Origin of the sequence: Vibrio splendidus, from assembly GCF_002873455.1 — a bacterium.
Taxonomy (GTDB): Bacteria; Pseudomonadota; Gammaproteobacteria; order Enterobacterales; family Vibrionaceae; genus Vibrio; species Vibrio splendidus_J.
In genome coordinates this window covers 280,311-298,652 of record NZ_MCUN01000007.1, presented here as the reverse complement: position 1 = coordinate 298,652, position 18,342 = coordinate 280,311, and the positions used below count along the sequence as shown (strand labels likewise).

The following is an 18,342-nucleotide window of genomic DNA, read 5'->3' as shown; positions in this document are numbered from 1 at the left end:
AGAAACTAGAAACTAGAAACTGTTGTTCATCTTGCCTTGGGTTAGCGTTAATTGAAAACAAACATTGAAAGGACTCGTAATGAGTCCTTTTTTACTGATGCTTGTTAATAACAATAGAAAATACATGGTCTTTAACGATGAGATTATCATTACCATGAAGCAAGTCGCAAAGGCGAGATTATCAAGTGTCAAAACTGTCTAATATTCGAGCTTAGGGGTAATCTTATGTAACGGGTTCTTTTTCGCTTACCCTTTTGCTGCAGGTGACACATAATGAATAATACAGAAGCACCAAACACCAACGACATCACATGCCCTTTATGCCAACACGACGAATATCTACTATCAGAAAGTGGAGAAAAGTTTACTTGTGCCTCTTGCGGTTTTCATACAAAACAATTTAGTAAAATAGTCAGCCCTCAACTAGGCTCTAACCCACCAAAGCTGCAGGGTTCGGTATTCCACCACTTGAACAGTGCTTGCCATTAATCCAAACCGAAATCTCTTCCAAACTGTGTATATCCTGAGCCGCTAGCTCTGCTGAGTCGGCTTCGGGATCTACGGTTGATTCGTTAATACTTGGGCGCAATCGGAATGATTGAATACCCGCACGAACACCCGCTTCAATTCCTTTCAAAGTATCGTCCACATAGATACACTCATTGGGTAAGAAGCCCATATTCATGGCTGTATACATAATCAAGTCAGGTTCTGGCTTCCAGCTATTGGCATCAAAAGCTGAAAACACCTTACCTTTAAAGTCGTCGAGCATTCCTGTCATCGCCAATGAAGATTCAACCCGAGACTTAGGCGCATTAGAAGCGATACAAAACTCGATGTCCTGTCGCTTTAGGAATTCAATAAGCTCAATAGCACCACCCATCGGCTTCAAATGACGTTGGAACAAGGCTTCTAATTCAGTGCGATATAGTGGCTCAAGCGTGTCAATCGAGATAGATAGCCCTAAACGTTCTTGTGTATCCATTAAGATGTCAGCCAGCTTTCCACCCTGAAAGTGCGCGTAGCAGTCATTAACGTTTAGCTCCGCCCCAAAACCGGTGAATACATTCACCAAAGCTTGGCAACACAATTTTTCGCTATCGATGAGTGTTCCATCACAATCGAAAATTACACATTTAGTCTGCTCTAACCGCATAGCTCTCTCACTCGCATTGAATTCAAGTTTTATCCTATAGTGTTCTTTCAATGCGCGGGATGATTGAGGTAACACTTTCCTTATCCACGCTTATTTCTCTACGCGAAATATGCAGTGGATCACCTTATGCCCAGACATAAGCAACTGTTTTCATCGAATTGAACGAATGTATACAGAACCAAACACTAATTTATTTACAAAAACTGTTAAATATCAGTTAAAAATATAAATTCTTGCTAGCCAATTTCTGTGAAGATAAGAGAGAATTAGATTAGGAACACCGATCTAGCCCAGTCATTTGATTACTCGGTGAATAAGCTCAGACGTGGAGATGAGAGGATAAAATGGGAAGCCTCACGCTATTTTTGCTAATAGGCAGTTAACTAACGACGAGTTCTTCAATAACCGCAGGCCTGTCCGTTGGTTCAGCACTATAACCTGCATTGACAGTGTCTGGGTAAGCATCACGAATAGCGACAAATTCGGGTAGATGGTTCAATAGTAGCTGAGCAAGCTCAGGATCGAACTGATAGCCACATTCTCTCTCGAACAAATCGACGACCATCTCTATCGGCCACGGCTCTTTGTAGCAGCGTGCACTAAGTAATGCGTCAAATACATCGGCTACAGCAGTAATACGAGCAAACAAGTGGATTTGTTCACCTACCTTGCCATTAGGGTATCCAGCGCCATCCCAACGCTCATGATGTTCATTAGCAATGATTGCAGCAAGGTTGGTAATATCACCCGCTCCGCTCTTCAGTAAGTTATAGCCCGCCGTGGTGTGAAGCTTCATTACGTCCCACTCTTGGTCGGTTAATTTACCTGGCTTATCCAAGATAGATTCCGGAACCGAAATCTTACCTACATCGTGCATCGGGCTGATGATCTCAATCATTTCGACCTCACGATGGCTCAAACCACGATATTTGGCAAGCAATGCGGATAACTTGGCTACACGCTTAACGTGATTACCCGTCTCGCCAGAGCGCGTTTCAATAGCTTCACCTAAAACATGAATCATATCCTTTTGAATATTCAACGTCTGCTTCTGAAGCTTTAAGATCCGTTTGTTCTTTTTAGCGAGATCTTTCTTTTGGCGCAAGGTGACAAATTGCATCAATATAATCAAGCTCAAACCCGCAATAACCATCGACACCCCCAACAACAACTGGAAGTTTTTTCGAATGAAAGATGCAGGCTCGTTAATAAACACGGCTTCATCAGGTAGCGCGTTTGCACTAATCCCATGTCGTTTCATTGCAAGGTAGTTAAAAACAAAACGTTTGTTGTCGCCGGGTGCCAAAGGTACCGTAAAACCAAGATGAAGGTATTTATCTAACGCATTGACCGCTTCTTCACCCATACTTTGCGAGTGATTAACATAGCCACCAAGTACCTCACCCGAAATATAGAACTGCCACAAAGCAAACACTGGGGCAGCGCTAGCTTTAGACAAGGTATCCGCAATCTCTTGATAAGTGTGATAGACCCCTTTCTTCAACTCTGTATTGTAGTGGCTGAGCAAAACCGCATCGTCAGCAGAGATTCCTTGTAAGAACTGGCTTGTATGTTCGAGTGATAGGTCGCGTATTTCCACCAAGTTAATATTTGAGAACTCAGCCATTATGCTGTTCATTTCTTTGTGGATTAGCTCAGAAGTGACACTGTAATCATTGATGAAATAGAGGTTCTTTAGATTAGGTCTTAATTTAGAGAGCAGCTTAATATTGACGTCTATTTTATCGTTCTCATAAAGCACGGTTGCTCTATCAGACACAGCATACATGTCGGTGCTGAAATCATTGATACCTGCCGCAACAACAGGTGTGGTTCGGTCAATCAAGTCAGGTAGAGATTTAAGGAGATTAGCCGCATTGTCATCTGTCGCAATGACGCCATCAAATTTATAACCTGAATATTTGGTACGTAAGTAGTTGGCGAGAGAATCGTAATACTCTGGGCTATGGACACGCTTTGAATCCAAATACTCGATTGAGAGTCTAACTTCAGTTTGAGATTGGTTGAACGCACTGTCTATCCCTTTCTGGAAGTCAGCAGTCCATTGGTAAGAAGGTTCGTATGAGTGTAAAATTAGGATGCGTTTGATGTCCCAGTCAGTAGCAAAACTGACTGTAGAAAAAGCGCTAGCACACAATACAGCGATTGATATCAATAGCTTGCACATACAATACCCTTTATAGAAGATGGGGTATTGTACTTAGATTAATGCTTTCTCAAAGAATCTTTAGTTCTCGACCCACACTTTATCGTGAAAAGCATGATCTTGTGCCCAAAAATCATGTAACTGCTTAGCAAAGCCGTTGATATCTTGACCATTTTCAATGACCACATCGGAGATCAACAGAGAACCTTCCGCGTCTGTGACAATAGCACTCGCCACAACATCACCATTTTGAGTACCAATGTATAAAACATGCTCATCAGACAACATAATCTGACTCAAAAACTCAAGTATATGCGCCCTTTCGGTTTCATCTTGATAAACGCTGGCTTGGTTAAGTGAAAAAAGTACGGTCAGTTTATGGAAGTCGACTTTATGAAGTTCATCAATTTGGGAGGGAGTTTGATCTTGAGCGAGGAGTTGGTAATTCTTGGATGAGAGTTTACTTTGATAAAGCTCTCGACCTAACAAGCTCTCCTTTGCGGGATAAGCAATGTCGAGTTGGCTAAACAGCCATTGGTTTTTCTTATGTGCGCTTTCAGGTATTTCGTTATTCATTCTTTTAGTACCTAAGATTAGTAACCCCAAATATCACAGTTATTTGGAAGACATATGGTCGACTGAGGTGCCGAGCTACATGCAGAGAGGATACAGAGCATGACTAAGGCCAACAAGTACTTTAAATGCTTCATATTTTTCATTATCCCATAACATCCTTTAAGAACTCGGTGAAAAGCTCTACACTCGTATTCAAGCTTTCAATATCCTTATAGTAAACAGAACTATATAAATAAAAAGGACTTCTTATGAAAAAAGCCTTAATAGCAGCAGGTATCATCACAATGTTGGCAGGCTGTTCGGACAACGAGGTTGGCGACGTCTCTTTGGGATTCTTCACAATGAAGGATATCAAAATGTCATCTTTAGATGATGATAAGATCGAAGGTGTGACTTGTCACATTGCATCAATCGAAGCAAATCTTAGCCTTTCTGATCCAAGCGATAGCTCTATCTCTTGTCGTCAAACGGGCGAAATCACTCCAGAAATGATTGCTAAAATAGACAAAAGTAAATCAGGTGAAGTGGTATTCAAGCAGTCGAAAAGTATCTTCTTTAAAACGATGAAGGTTCGCCGTATCTACGATGCTGAGAATCAATCGCTGCTTTACTTGTCTTACACAACCAAAGAAACAGAAGGCAGTTTCAAACATAGCCTTTCAACTGTTCCGCTTTGGGGTACAAAGGCTTACGTAGATCCAGCTACTCTAGTTAAAGCCGAATAGTCTCACACGAATGGTCTGAAGCAAAAGTAAGCCGAATCACCTGTACAGACATTGCGCAGGTGATTCAAAATGTAATAAAAATGAAAGAACCAGAAACAAAATGTGATATCATGCGGCAAAATTTTTTCACTGTATTTGTCATATGAAATTTCCTGGACAGCGTAAATCTAAGCACTACTTTCCAACTCACGCCCGTGATCCGTTGGTCAACCAAATTCAACAAACCCCTAAGCTTCACCGCGCGACAATTGTCGGTGTTGGTCAAACTATTGTTGATATCGAAGCCCGTGTTGACAACGCGTTCCTAGAAAAATACGAGCTGAGTAAAGGTCACTCACTAGTATTGGAAGAAAGTAAGGCAGATGCGCTGTATGAAGAGTTAGTTCAACGCGGTTTGATTACGCATCAATACCCTGGCGATACTATCGGCAATACACTGCACAACTATTCCGTACTTGCAGACAGTAAATCTGTCCTGCTTGGCGTTATGTCTAAGAAAATTGAAGTTGGCTCATTTGGTTACCGCTACCTTTGCCGCACTTCTTCACGTATGAATTTAAACCACCTACAAACCGTTGATGGTCCAATTGGTCGTTGTTACACGCTCATTACCGAAGATGGCGAACGTACGTTTGCGATCAACGAAGGGCACATGAACCAACTGCTTCCTGAAAGTATTCCTGAACAGGTTTTTGAAAAAGCGTCTGCATTAGTTGTCTCTTCATACTTAATGCGCGGTAAGCCTGAAGACCCGATGCCAAAAGCGGTTCAAAAAGCGATTGAATACGCGAAAGCGCACAATGTGCCAGTTGTACTGACACTTGGCACGAAGTACGTGATCGAAGGCAACGCTGAATGGTGGCAAGAATACCTGAAAGAGAACGTAACCATCGTCGCAATGAACGAAGATGAAGGTGAAGCATTAACGGGTGAAAAAGATCCGCTATTGGCTGCGAACAAAGCGCTTGAGTGGGTTGACCTAGTTCTCTGTACTGCAGGCCCTGTCGGCTTGTACATGGCAGGCTACACTGACGAGCCAGCGAAACGTGAAACAACGCTGCCATTACTACCGGGTAACATTCCTGAGTTTAACAAATACGAATTCAGCCGTGCGATGCGTCAGCAAGACTGTAAAGATCCTGTAAAAGTGTATTCTCACATCGGCCCTTATTTAGGTGGCCCGCTTGAGATTAAAAACACAAACGGCGCTGGTGATGGTGCGCTTTCGGCACTTCTGCATGACATGGCAGCAAACAGCTACCACCACGTAAACGTGCCGAACTCTGAGAAACACGAACACACTTGTCTAACTTACTCTTCACTATCTCAAATTTGTAAGTACGCAAACCGTGTAAGCTATGAGGTGTTGACTCAACACTCTCCTCGTCTTTCTCGCGCACTGCCTGAACGTGAAGATAGCTTAGAAGAAACATACTGGGATCGTTAATCGACCATATCTGGTCGTTAACACATTGAGGTTGACGGCTAGCTAAATTATCCATTCCTGAAGGGCTGCTATATGCAGCCCTTTTTGTATTCAACGCTAATATAACCGCAGCTAAGGGTAGTCAGAACGAATATTTTGCTCGTTTAAGATTTGATCTCGCGCAATGACTCTTTAGATCTGTTATCTTCCAGCACATAATTCGTGTGGTTTGCCTTTACTTGGCAAATTTATACAGTACTATCGCCACGCAAACGTTTACGTACCACCTTTCGGTTCTGATATAAGGATCAAATATGCTATCTGATATTGATATTTGTCGCTCTACCCCCCTTAAAAACATCAGTGAAGTTGCCAAACAAGCTGGGCTACAACACAACGAACATCAGCCATTAGGGCAATACAAATCTAAAGTGTCTCTGACATCACTTGAACGCCTCGCCAACAAACAAGATGGTAAATTAGTCGTGGTAACTGCGATCACGCCCACGCCACTTGGCGAAGGCAAAACCGTCACTGCTATCGGGTTAGCACAAGGCCTAGCAAAGATTCACCAATCAGTCATGGCCTGCATTCGTCAGCCTTCAATGGGTCCGGTATTTGGTGTAAAAGGTGGTGCTGCGGGTGGTGGGTACTCTCAAGTCGCCCCTATGGAGCAGTTAAACCTTCACCTAACCGGTGACATTCATGCCGTGACAGCCGCTCATAACCTCGCCTCTGCGGCCATTGATGCACGCTTGTATCATGAACAGCGTGAAGGATTAGAAGCCTTTGAAGCGCGCTCAGGCCTAAAAGCGCTCAACATTGACCCAAGTAGAATCGTTTGGCGACGTGTACTCGATCATAATGACCGTGCATTACGAATGATCATCGTAGGCAAAAACGAAGCAGACAAAACAATTAATGGCTTTGAGCGCGAAGATGGGTTTGATATCTCAGCTGCTTCAGAGCTGATGGCTATTCTCGCTCTTTCCGATGATCTACAAGACCTACGCAAGCGTATCGGCCGTGTTGTGCTCGCATACAACAATCATGGTGCGCCACTAACCGCAGATGACTTCAACGTCGCAGGCGCTATGACAGTGACAATGAAGGACTCTATTGAACCTACATTGATGCAAACCCTTGAAGGCGTTCCTACCCTAATACACGCAGGGCCTTTCGCTAACATCGCACACGGTAACTCTTCTATTATTGCCGATAAAATAGCGTTGAAATTGAGTGATTTTGTCGTGACTGAAGGTGGTTTCGGCTCAGACATGGGTTTTGAGAAAGCATGTAACATCAAAGTGAAAGCTTCGAACAAGAAGCCTGATTGCGCCGTAGTTGTCGCAACATTACGCGGATTAAAGGCCAACTCTGGTTTATACGATTTGAGACCTGGCACTCCATTACCTGATTCAATCTTTAATGACGATCAAGACGCGCTCACAGCAGGCTTTGAGAACCTTAAATGGCATATCAACAACGTTAAGCAATACCAAGTACCTACCGTCGTTGCGATCAATCGATTCCCACAAGATTCAACTCAAGAGTTAGATGCTTTAAAACAGATGATCACCGACTTTGACTCAAGTGTCAGCGTTGAAGTGAGCGAAGCCTTTGGTCAAGGTGGTGAAGGTGCAACCCAGTTGGCTCAAGCCGTGGTAAAAGCATGCAAAAAAGAGAGCCAATTTAAACCTTTGTACTACTCTGAGCAAAGCTTAGAAGAGAAACTGATGGCAGTCGCTGAAGTCGGATACGGCGCAGCGGGTATTTCGCTATCACCACTGGCAAGAAAACAACTGACTGAGTTCAACCAACACGGCTTTGGCGACCTATCGGTTTGTTTGGCGAAAACGCCATTATCGATTTCAACAGAAGCTCACATAAAAGGGGCTCCAACTCAATTTGATGTACCGGTTAGAGAGCTCAAACTGTGTGCTGGTGCCGGCTTCATTTACGCTTTGTGCGGCAATGTAATGACCATGCCCGGCCTACCCGACAAACCAGCATTCATGTCGTTAGATATTGATAAATTTGGAAATATCATTGGCCTTAGCTAGATGTCCTTAGCTAAGTAAACTGCAAAAATTCGCGATTAAACTGGCTCTTACTTTAGACCACCATTTATATATTGAGCAGTCATTTCACCTGAGGTGATTGCTCAACAATCAAGCCCAATTGCAAAAAGTTGCACTTAAACCATAGTAATATGCAAATCTTGTTTTGAGTTCTGGGTTAAGATCACATTAAAAACCCCATAAAATATATAGTATTGCGCTGATTCTTTGAGGACAGTGATGAATACGAGTATAAAAAAACTAGTAAGCCAATTTCTATGCACCATATTTGCCCTAGGACTAGTCCCTGCCCTCTATATCAATTCTGAACTTGACAGAGTTGATGCTCAGCATACTCTAAATATTAAGCAATCTAGCCAAAACCAAATCGAATACAGTTTTCATGAGCTCGCCGTTATTGTTGAGCAAATATCTAATTCTGTCCCATCGATTGCAAACTCTCAAACGTTACTTCGTGCGATTGAAGAACCATCAATTGTTCATAAACAAGCTCTGCAAGATCTTTGGGTAATGCTAGCTCGCGGACAACAATACTATTCTCAGCTTCGCTACCTCGATCTAGAAGGTAACGAGGTTTACCGTATAAACTACAACAACAAGAAAGCAACAATAGTTCCGGAGAATAAACTCCAGAACAAATCGGCTCGTAACTACTTTAAAGAGCTCAAACAACTGAAGATTGGTGAAGTAAGCTCTAACGGAATCGATTTAGAGATTGAAAATGGTGAAGTCGTCCATCCTTTGATGCCAGCCCTAAGGATAATGACACCCGTCGCCTCAGAACAACGCATTATTGGCTACTTTATCGCGAACTTGAATATGCTCGAGGTCTACGACCGTCTTCTTTACCAAATCGGCACATCATCAGCCGTCCCGGTCATTCTTAACAGAACCGGACATGTCATCATGGGACCTGACATCGAAGAATCGTTTGGACACCTTATTGAATCTCGTTCAGATAAAACCTACGCAAAGCTTTATCCAGAACTTTGGAAAGCCATTCAAGACAATACCTCTTCTAGCTACTTTGATGGCAAAAACTGGTATTTTCACTCAGATATCAGCCCTAAAATAAAGCAATTTGAAGGTCCAATTTATTTGGTTCTTCACGTTGAAAACCAACAATTTAGTAGCCAGTATCGACAAGAAAAACAAGCCATATTCGTACAGATCATCACCTTATCTTTCTTAATTTCGATGATCTCAGCAGGTTTTGTGCTTTGGAACAGTAACCATAAAAAGAACAGCATCGATAGCCAACTGGCTAAAGCCGCGATGAATGGCATGTCAGCCTTGGTAATCACTGACAGAAATAACCGAATCATCAAAGTAAACCAAGAGTTTACTCGCGTGAGTGGTTACGATTTGGAAGATGTAAAAGGGCGTCAACCCTCGATGTTTGCCTCTGGTCGCTACAATCAAGAGTTCTATATCAAGATGTGGAGCATAATCACTAAGACTGGAGTCTGGGAAGGCGAAGTTGTCAATCGCCGTAAAGACGGGTCTTTGATCACTGAAATACTACGAATCCAAACCATCAAAGATTCAAAAGATGTGATTCAGTTTTATGTTGCTTCTTTTGTCGACATAAGCAAGCATAAAGAGCTAGAAAACAAACTGAGAAACCTGAGCGAAAAAGATGCATTGGCAGGCTGTTGGAACCGCCGTAAATTCGATCTTGAACTTCGTGACGAATGTTCTCGTGTTAATCGCTACCCTACTCGCGAACAATCTTGTTTAGCTATCTTGGATATTGATTACTTCAAAAGAATTAACGACAGGTTTGGGCACGACTACGGTGATCGAGTCATTCAAACGGTCGCTCAAGTGCTACAGCGTGAATGCCGTGAAACGGATTTTGTTGCTCGCATTGGTGGCGAAGAGTTTGGTGTTATTCTGCCTCACACCACAACAGAAGGAGCTGAATACGTTCTCAACAGGCTGAGAATTGCTGTCAGCCTTGAACTCGATAACGTAGTCACTGTTAGTGGCGGCATTACTAACATCACCAATGATCCAGCGCTGAACTACAAGTGCGCTGATTTAGCGTTATACGAAGCTAAAGCAGCAGGTAGAAACAATGTATGCTTATTCCTAGACAAAGAAATGAGTGAAATAGCCTAACAATAGATAGTACAAGCACTCTTGTTAGGCTCTCGATCAACTTGGGGCCGGGTAAAACTCTAACTTGCTCCCTTCTACCACCAGAATACAATCCATCTTCGCAGCATGAGCGGCTTGTTTACCTAAGTTCGTATCTTCAAACACAACACACTGCTTTGGCTGTAATCCCATACCAAAACACGCATCTAAGAAGGTATCTGGATTGGGTTTGTGATTCTTAACGTCTGTTGCTGTCACTAGGATATCGAGCTTGCTCAAGATATCTGTTTTGTCCAACAACTGTTCTGCACTTTTACGTTGGCTACCCGTCCCGACGGCAATCTTCTTGCTACCTAAATTTTCTAATAACAGAGAATGCGTACAAGGGATGATATCTCCTTTGTCTTCAATCGCAGCAAACGACGCCATCTTAAACGTAGAAACCGCTTGTGGGTCGAGCGATAAACCGTATTTACTGTTCACCTCACCCGCGATCTCATAACTCGGCATGCCACCTAAGCTATGCAGCCAAGACGCTTCAAAATGAAAACCGAATTCTTCAGCCGTTTGCTGCCACGCCTTTACATGTGCTGGCATTGTATCGATCAACGTACCATCCATATCAAAGATTAATCCATCATATGCCGTTAAATCTATTTTCATCACTACTACCACTCTTTGAGAAAGTTACTGATACCATAACCAATATTCAGTATCATGACCCCATATTACCGTTCAAAATGGATGTTTATGTTACAAATATCTAACTCTGTTTCGATTCAAGACTGGGAACTTCAGTTAACTGCGATCAGAGCACAAGGAGCAGGCGGCCAAAACGTCAATAAAGTATCAAGTGCGATACATTTGCGTTTTGACATCAAGCACTCCACCCTACCAGATTTCTATAAAGAGAAACTGCTTGCACACAAAGATAGCCGCATCACTAAAGATGGCGTGATTATCATTAAGGCGCAGCAGTATAGAACGCAAGAACAAAACCGAGACGATGCTTTGGTGCGTTTGAAAGAATTGATCTTGGAAGCGACAAAAGTTCAAAAAGTAAGACGAGCAACGAAACCAACACGTGGTTCTCAGAAAAGACGTTTAGAAAGCAAGAAGCAAAGAAGTACCACCAAACAACTGCGCGGAAGAGTGGATTAATGACTTGATGTCTCCCAGTGAACACGTCAACTATGAAACAACCGTTCTAGCTCTGTTTATTTAAACAAAAAAAGATACCTAACGTTATTTATTCCTCGGGCTATTTGTTCGATCGCTAGGTATTCGAAATCTAGGTTAGGTATTCTAAGATAACCTAATGGAACAAAACTCTACTGCTGTTTTTTGACCGACAAAATCAGCTTGATTAACAACATCCGCTCTTCGCTGGTCAGTAAACGACTGACCGCCGCTACATCTTCCGCTGTTGCTTGTGATGCACCAACAATATCAAGCACGACATCCAAATCGGTGACTTTCAAGGTTCTCGTAAGCGAACGATACTGAGACATTTTGATATCAGCTTCACCGCGCTCAATTCGTTGATAGGTTTTTAAACTCATTCCCGCACTGGAGGCTAACTTTTCTTGAGACAAATTGGCTTGTTTCCTACGTTCAATCAGCGCCATTATGATGGGTTCTTGTGACATAAGCTCATCCTCAGTAGACAGTTATGACCTAATTTCAGCAAGAAACAGACCATATTGACTTGTGACGGTTTACATACACCATCAAAGACATATCATTCGAAAATTAAAAAACGTTACGTTTCATAAACTTTCGTACTTAGATCAGTATTGAACGTACAGGCTAGTTAACTTGAGTATTCAAGTGTTGGGAAATCATATAAATTGCAAATTGCGAATATGAAACACGTTAAATTGGAAATTGCGAGTCATTATAAATTGGCATTTCCTTGCATAAAGCACGCTTTAGAATCAGAAAATACCCGCAATCAAATTATCTCGGTACAGCATAGGCTACTTACATACAAAGAGGTGTTGTTACACGGCAACATGTTGGAAGACAAAGAGTTAAAAGACGCTTTTTCTGTATTGAGCCAAAGCGAAAAAGGTGTGGCGCAAGGTGGTATCGAAAGGATCAGCGACGCAGTAACAGAGATGGATGAGATTATCGAAAGATACAGTAGAAAAGTACCGACGGATTTCTGTGTATAACCATTTAGTAATCACTATTGACTATTCAATTCACTGACTACCTACGGCTTAAAGTGAATAGAACAAAACGGCCAGTCATTGTTTAATGACTGGCCGTTTTTAAACCAACATTAAAGGTTAAATTCTAACAAGAGATTATTTTTCTAAACCCACCAAGCAGCATTAACGCACCTAGCAAGCCAAATGATACACCGCCGCCACCTGAACCAGATGACGTTCTCGCATTGACGTAAGCCGTTCTTTTGGCATCGGTTGCTGAAATTTGAACTGTTTCAGAGCTATTGATTACACCATTAGCTACATCTGTAATCCAATATCTGTAATCATAGATTTCAGTGAATACCGATGTCACAGTTGAGCTACTACCACAAGTTGTTGGACCAAAACTAGTAATCCCTACTTGTTGGTATGCAGAACCATCCCACCAATATACCGGACCACCAGAATCACCCTGACAAGTTCCACCATACAAATTTGAGGCTCCCTGGGCACCACTAAAACAAATTTGTTTTCGCGTTAACGAGACACCATCGGTAAACACACCTGCACAAACATTATTTTCAACATATGTGAGGTCAACTTTTTGAAGACGGCTTGTGGCATCTTGACCTGTTGCCGTATCTCCATGACCAACAGCGACAAATTGACTACTAGAGCTTCTATAAACTTCAGAGGAAGGAGGGATAATATTCGCACCGATATTGAGTGATGTTTCAAGCTTTAAAATTGCAACGTCATTTGGTAACAACTTTCTTAAACTATTCGAATAATCACTGCGATAATAAACCTCTGCCACTCGGACTTTCTGAATATTACCATTCGGAAATTCAGACGTATTCTCTAGTTGAGGAACAACCGTAGTAAAAAGCTGCGCATTCTCGTCACCATAAATACAGTGTGCTGCAGTTAAAATATGGGTTGGGTTGAGAATGGTCGCTCCACAGTAAGGACCTGGAGAATGAAAGCCATCATAATCAATACGATCAATGAACAAACTTGCCATCGAAGGAAACTCAGTTACCGAAGCGTTGCTACCATTCACGATATAAGGAGTGATACCAACATCAGGAATGCTCTCGGCCGTGTTTTCCGTCGCCAATACACTAGATGTATAAATAAACGGTGCTAACAGCACTAAAACGACTTTACGAACCGGACTGATTGTATGGCTCACATTCATAGTTAACTCCTTGTAACTTTTACTACTTATTTACAAAAATGATGAATCGCCACCATAACACGTCACCACCATCAGTATAGTAAGTATTTGTAATGATATGGCTACATCTATCATTTTATAACGAGTTTATCGACAAATTATCTCAGCCAATCGTCCTAAGTTTTATACGTTACGGAAAACAAAAAAGCCTACCGTTAAACTCCTCAATACAAAGAAGTAAACAATAGGCTTTTCATTAAGCTTGGTGGTTTATCTTAAAAGAGATTAACCGCGGTAGTAACGTTGAGGTACGAATGGCATTTTTTCAACTGTCATAGGTAGTTTCTTACCACGAACTTCAGCGAATACTTCAGTGCCAATAACCGATAGATCAGTACGAACGTAAGCCATCGAAACAGGTTTACCCGCATTAGGACCGGCAGTACCGCTTGTTACAACGCCAATCTTGTTGTCTTCAGCATCAAACAGCTCTGCACCTTCACGTACTGGCGCTTTAGTTTGCCCCACTAGACCAACACGCTTACGTTGAACATCTTTCGTTGCGATTTGCTCAAGGATGACATCAGCGCCAGGGAAACCGCCTGCACGTTCACCGTCAGTACGACGCACTTTTTGAATACCCCATAGAAGGCTAGCTTCTACTGGAGTTGTTGTTGTATCTAGATCGTGACCGTATAGACATAGACCACACTCAAGACGAAGTGAGTCACGAGCGCCAAGGCCGATCCACTCTACTTCTGCCTCTGATGTTAATTTACGAGCAAGCGCTTCAGCGTGATCGTTCGGTACTGAAATCTCATAGCCATCTTCACCCGTGTAACCACTGCGGCTCACGATACATTCAACGCCGTCGATATCGACTTTTTGAACATCCATGAACAGCATGTCTGCAACACTTGGTTGGAAACGAGCTAAAACTTCAGACGCTTTAGGGCCTTGAAGTGCTAATAGAGCGCGATCATCAATCACTTCCATTTCTACGTCAGCAGGAAGGTGCGCAGTTAGATGGTCGATATCTTGTGTCTTACAAGCCGCGTTCACAACAACAAATAGGTGATCGCCTAGGTTAGCCACCATCAGATCATCCATAATGCCGCCCTGCTCATTAGTAAAGAACGCGTAGCGCTGCTTACCAGAAGGAAGGTCAATAATATCTACAGGAACCAAAGATTCTAAGACAGCAGCTGCATTCGCGCCATGAAGACGAAGTTGCCCCATGTGAGAAACATCAAAAAGACCGGCAGCATCACGAGTGTGTAAATGCTCTTTCTTTACACCTAGTGGATACTGAACTGGCATATCGTAGCCAGCGAAAGGAACCATTTTTGCACCCTCTTCAACGTGAAGTGCATGCAGTGGTGTTGTTAGTAGGTCTTGATTAGCGTGTTCTTGAGTCATTTTCTTCTCCATGAAGCGTTGCAGGCTTTCCAAATCGAGTCTGCCGCTTATATCTCTATTTAGAGTCGCTTCTAACGATAAGTTTCATCATTAGTCACCTCAGCGTAATCGCGTCAGTAACTTTGGCGTCTTAACCTTAGAAACAGTAGATAGTAAAAAGTGATGTCTTTTATATAGGCTTATATCGTTAGCTTGATAAATCAGGTTAGCTGTACAAAAGCTCTACAACTCACTTTCTAAGAATTCACTTCAGTAAACTTCAATCAACATGAGTAAACCGTGTTCACTATAATAAACAAGCCTGCGTCAGTTTTACACCCTTAACAATAGTCAAACAGCTCAAAATGTGACATTTAACAATTTAAAAACAATTATTCGATACATACAAAAACGCGATATTGATGATTATCACACCAATATCGCGTCTAATGCTTAACGTTCGAAACAAAAGCAAACGTTTGCATCCACTATAAGAAATTCTAAGATTGTTAATTTATTTTGCAGTCACCCACAAAATGAGCGCGTCTTCTGCACTGGTCGAGATAAGCATATGACCCATATTGGCATCGTAATACATGCTATCGCCTTCACTCATAGGTACGGGTTCGTAAAATTCTGAGTAGAACATCACATCACCAGAAATGATCATTAAGAACTCTTCACCATCATGGCGAACCCAATCGTTATACTCTTCAAAAGTACGCGCTCTCACGCGGCTCTTAAACGGCATCATCTTCTTATTAGAAAGCTCTGTGGCAAGTAACTCATGTTCGTAAGTCGGTGTTGGGTGTGGCTTTCCTTGCCCCGCCTTAGTTAAGTCACGACGCCCTGTTGCGACCTTTTTCCGCGGTGGCTCAAACAGTTGGGGCATATTTATTTGCAAGCCCATTGCTAATTTTTGCATCGCTTGGAAGGTTGGCGAGATTTGCTCGTTCTCAATTTTGCTGAGCGTAGAGCGAGCTAAACCAGTACGTTGGCTCGCTTCTTCTAACGTGATACCAAGCTTGCCGCGGATATCTTTAATGCGCTGGCCTAGCCTAAGTGGTTCGATATTCTGGTCTAACGTTTCCTTCGCCAACGTTAAAGATGGGTACTCATCATAAATGTCTTCTGACATAGGTCCCTCATTAAATTCTTGCTTCCTGTCTATTAATTTCATTGTTGCATGAAGCGCTTTGTTGATTAAAGAGCACGCAGAGAAATAAAGCGTGCTCCCTGTAGCAAAACAAGAAAAGTTGTTTCCTATTGGAAATTTTTGTTGAAAATTGATTTTATCGGGGCTATGTTATCGACTTGTTAGATGAAGAGATGCTACTTCAGCTTGCAGCAGATGATAGATTTAACATTTGTAAGAGCTGTTTTTTACCCGAACTTTTTGGGAAACAATTCGTGCTGCATTGACCCTACAACGATCGCTTAGACGCTGTAAGAGTATATTTATAACGCAATTCACGTTTATCTATACCTATATAGCGCAAACGATACCGATGCAGAAATCAACGTAAGACCTAATGGACTATAAAAACAATCACCATTAGCTTAATGAAAGGTCTCGATAATGAACGCTTACCAAAATCATAGCTTAGACAGTTTTTTCTCTACGAACCTATCTGGAACAGACGACGCAGTATTTGCTGGAATCCAAGCAGAGAACACTCGTCAAAACGAGCAAATCGAACTTATTGCTTCTGAGAACATTGTTTCTAAAGCAGTAATGCAAGCTCAAGGCACTTGCCTTACCAACAAATACGCAGAGGGCTACCCAGGTCGCCGTTACTACGGTGGTTGTGAGCACGTAGATACCGTTGAAGCTATCGCGATTGAACGAGCAAAGCAGCTATTCAAATGTGAATACGCAAACGTGCAGCCTCACTCTGGTGCTCAAGCAAACGGCGCAGTTAAACTTGCCCTACTTCAACCTGGCGACACAATCCTTGGTATGTCTCTTGACGCTGGTGGTCACCTTACACACGGTGCGCGCCCTGCAATGTCTGGTAAATGGTTCAATGCCGTTCAATATGGCGTAGACCGCGACACTCTAGAAATAGATTACGAAGCAGTTCGTGCGTTAGCTATCGAAAGCCAACCTAAAATGATTATTGCTGGTGGTAGTGCTATCCCACGCGTTATTGATTTCGCTAAGTTCCGTGAAATCGCTGACGAAGTTGGCGCTATCCTAATGGTCGATATGGCACACATCGCGGGTCTTATTGCGACAGGTGCTCACCCTAGCCCACTACCACACGCACACGTTGTAACCACAACAACGCACAAAACACTTCGTGGCCCACGCGGCGGCATGATTCTGACTAACCACGAAGACATCAACAAAAAGATTAATTCTGCAGTATTCCCAGGCCTTCAAGGCGGCCCACTAATGCACGTTATCGCAGCGAAAGCAGTGGCGTTTGGCGAAGCTCTTGGCCCAGAATTTAATACTTATATTGATTCAGTGATCGATAACGCAAAAGTTCTCGCTGAAGTGTTGCAAACTCGCGGTTGTGACATTGTGACAGGCGGAACAGACACACACCTAATGCTGGTTGACCTTCGCCCTAAAGGCTTGAAAGGTAACGTAACAGAAGAAGCGTTAGAGCGTGCTGGGATCACATGTAACAAAAATGGCATACCATTCGATACAGAGAAGCCTATGATTACTTCTGGTATCCGTTTAGGCACGCCAGCTGGGACCACTCGTGGTTTTGGCACTGAAGAATTCAAACTTATCGGTGAATGGATCGGCGATGTACTTGATGGCTTAATTGAAAGCCCTGAAGGCAATGCTGAAGTTGAGCAACGTGTTCGCAAGCAAGTTAAAGAGCTTTGCAAGCGCTTCCCTCTTTACCGTTAAACCGTTTTTAAGATTTAAATTAAAACCTCATAAATTTTTGGAGAATAGCAATGGACAATACACTAAAGTTTGCAGACAGCCACGAGTGGGTAAAAGACAACGGTGACGGTACTGTAACTATCGGTATTTCTGAGCACGCTCAAGAGCTACTAGGTGACGTTGTGTTTGTTGACCTGCCAGACACTGGAGACGAAATTGAAGCTGGCGAAAGCTTCTCTCTCGTTGAGTCAGTGAAAGCAGCTTCTGATATCTACGCACCAATCTCTGGCGAAATCGTAGAAATCAACGAAGAATTAGAAGATAGCCCAGAGTTAATTAACGAAGAATCTTATGAAGGTGGTTGGATTGTTAAAGTGAAGATGTCTGATGCGTCTGAACTAAACAACCTTAAAGATGCGGAAGAATACCTAAGCTCTGTAGAAGAAGACTAATAGGTAACCTCATTACGATAAAGCTGCTCATTTGAGCAGCTTAATTTTAGGGGCTAGCTCACGGCTCCAGA

At 42.6% G+C, this 18,342-nt stretch carries 16 protein-coding genes; 8 read left to right on the top strand and 8 right to left on the bottom strand.

Features of this window, described 5'->3' with window-relative positions:
* Positions 1 to 430: 430 nt before the first annotated feature.
* The 3 genes from BCU75_RS05585 to BCU75_RS05575 all read right to left on the bottom strand — a co-directional run bounded on the left by BCU75_RS05585 (position 431) and on the right by BCU75_RS05575 (position 3,899).
* On the bottom strand, positions 431 to 1,156 hold the full coding sequence (locus BCU75_RS05585) for an HAD-IA family hydrolase (protein WP_102473189.1): 726 nt from the start codon (positions 1,154 to 1,156) through the stop codon (positions 431 to 433).
* Between the two features lie 379 nt (positions 1,157 to 1,535).
* Positions 1,536 to 3,344 carry an HD domain-containing phosphohydrolase gene (locus BCU75_RS05580; RefSeq protein WP_102473188.1) on the bottom strand — a complete coding sequence of 603 codons (1,809 nt, stop codon included), beginning with the start codon at positions 3,342 to 3,344 and terminating at the stop codon, positions 1,536 to 1,538.
* A 60-nt stretch (positions 3,345 to 3,404) separates the two neighbouring features.
* Positions 3,405 to 3,899, bottom strand: a complete 495-nt coding sequence (locus BCU75_RS05575) for a hypothetical protein (protein ID WP_102473187.1) — start codon at positions 3,897 to 3,899, stop codon at positions 3,405 to 3,407.
* A 248-nt stretch (positions 3,900 to 4,147) separates the two neighbouring features.
* On the opposite strand from BCU75_RS05575, the gene BCU75_RS05570 reads away from it, so the two are divergent.
* The 4 genes from BCU75_RS05570 (at position 4,148) to BCU75_RS05555 (ending at position 10,255) form a co-directional block, all read left to right on the top strand.
* Positions 4,148 to 4,624 carry a CreA family protein gene (locus tag BCU75_RS05570; RefSeq protein WP_102473186.1) on the top strand — a complete coding sequence of 159 codons (477 nt, stop codon included), beginning with the start codon at positions 4,148 to 4,150 and terminating at the stop codon, positions 4,622 to 4,624.
* Between the two features lie 142 nt (positions 4,625 to 4,766).
* Positions 4,767 to 6,071: an inosine/guanosine kinase gene (locus BCU75_RS05565; protein WP_102473185.1), complete on the top strand. Its 1,305-nt coding sequence runs from the start codon at positions 4,767 to 4,769 to the stop codon at positions 6,069 to 6,071.
* A 293-nt stretch (positions 6,072 to 6,364) separates the two neighbouring features.
* A complete protein-coding gene (locus tag BCU75_RS05560; RefSeq protein WP_102473184.1) occupies positions 6,365 to 8,113 on the top strand; it encodes a formate--tetrahydrofolate ligase in 1,749 nt (582 codons plus the stop codon).
* A 237-nt stretch (positions 8,114 to 8,350) separates the two neighbouring features.
* A complete protein-coding gene (locus tag BCU75_RS05555) occupies positions 8,351 to 10,255 on the top strand; it encodes a sensor domain-containing diguanylate cyclase (protein ID WP_102473183.1) in 1,905 nt (634 codons plus the stop codon).
* Between the two features lie 36 nt (positions 10,256 to 10,291).
* Here BCU75_RS05555 and BCU75_RS05550 read toward each other — a convergent pair whose 3' ends face one another.
* Positions 10,292 to 10,897, bottom strand: a complete 606-nt coding sequence (locus tag BCU75_RS05550; protein ID WP_102473182.1) for a beta-phosphoglucomutase family hydrolase — start codon at positions 10,895 to 10,897, stop codon at positions 10,292 to 10,294.
* 87 nt (positions 10,898 to 10,984) lie between these two features.
* On the opposite strand from BCU75_RS05550, the gene arfB reads away from it, so the two are divergent.
* Positions 10,985 to 11,395, top strand: coding sequence for an alternative ribosome rescue aminoacyl-tRNA hydrolase ArfB (gene arfB / locus BCU75_RS05545; protein WP_102466231.1), 411 nt, complete (start codon positions 10,985 to 10,987; stop codon positions 11,393 to 11,395).
* Between the two features lie 170 nt (positions 11,396 to 11,565).
* Here arfB and BCU75_RS05540 read toward each other — a convergent pair whose 3' ends face one another.
* Entirely contained in the window at positions 11,566 to 11,883 is a 318-nt protein-coding gene (locus BCU75_RS05540; RefSeq protein WP_076673738.1) for a helix-turn-helix transcriptional regulator, read from the bottom strand.
* Positions 11,884 to 12,084: 201 nt separating this feature from the next.
* Between BCU75_RS05540 and BCU75_RS05535 the strand changes: the two genes are divergently transcribed.
* Complete coding sequence (locus BCU75_RS05535) at positions 12,085 to 12,411, top strand: hypothetical protein (protein ID WP_102473181.1); 327 nt, start codon at positions 12,085 to 12,087, stop codon at positions 12,409 to 12,411.
* 124 nt (positions 12,412 to 12,535) lie between these two features.
* Here BCU75_RS05535 and BCU75_RS05530 read toward each other — a convergent pair whose 3' ends face one another.
* From BCU75_RS05530 to BCU75_RS05520, 3 genes are all read right to left on the bottom strand, one after another.
* Positions 12,536 to 13,591 (bottom strand): S1 family peptidase, encoded by a 1,056-nt coding sequence (locus tag BCU75_RS05530; protein WP_102473180.1) that lies wholly within the window; start codon positions 13,589 to 13,591, stop codon positions 12,536 to 12,538.
* A 264-nt stretch (positions 13,592 to 13,855) separates the two neighbouring features.
* Positions 13,856 to 14,989: a glycine cleavage system aminomethyltransferase GcvT gene (gene gcvT / locus BCU75_RS05525; RefSeq protein ID WP_102473179.1), complete on the bottom strand. Its 1,134-nt coding sequence runs from the start codon at positions 14,987 to 14,989 to the stop codon at positions 13,856 to 13,858.
* 493 nt (positions 14,990 to 15,482) lie between these two features.
* Positions 15,483 to 16,106 carry a helix-turn-helix domain-containing protein gene (locus tag BCU75_RS05520; RefSeq protein ID WP_017082298.1) on the bottom strand — a complete coding sequence of 208 codons (624 nt, stop codon included), beginning with the start codon at positions 16,104 to 16,106 and terminating at the stop codon, positions 15,483 to 15,485.
* Positions 16,107 to 16,547: 441 nt separating this feature from the next.
* Here BCU75_RS05520 and BCU75_RS05515 point away from each other — a divergent pair, with 441 nt between their 5' ends.
* Both BCU75_RS05515 and gcvH read left to right on the top strand, forming a co-directional pair.
* Positions 16,548 to 17,840, top strand: coding sequence for a serine hydroxymethyltransferase (locus BCU75_RS05515; RefSeq protein ID WP_102344080.1), 1,293 nt, complete (start codon positions 16,548 to 16,550; stop codon positions 17,838 to 17,840).
* Positions 17,841 to 17,890: 50 nt separating this feature from the next.
* On the top strand, positions 17,891 to 18,271 hold the full coding sequence (gene gcvH, locus BCU75_RS05510) for a glycine cleavage system protein GcvH (protein WP_017074376.1): 381 nt from the start codon (positions 17,891 to 17,893) through the stop codon (positions 18,269 to 18,271).
* Positions 18,272 to 18,342: the final 71 nt, after the last annotated feature.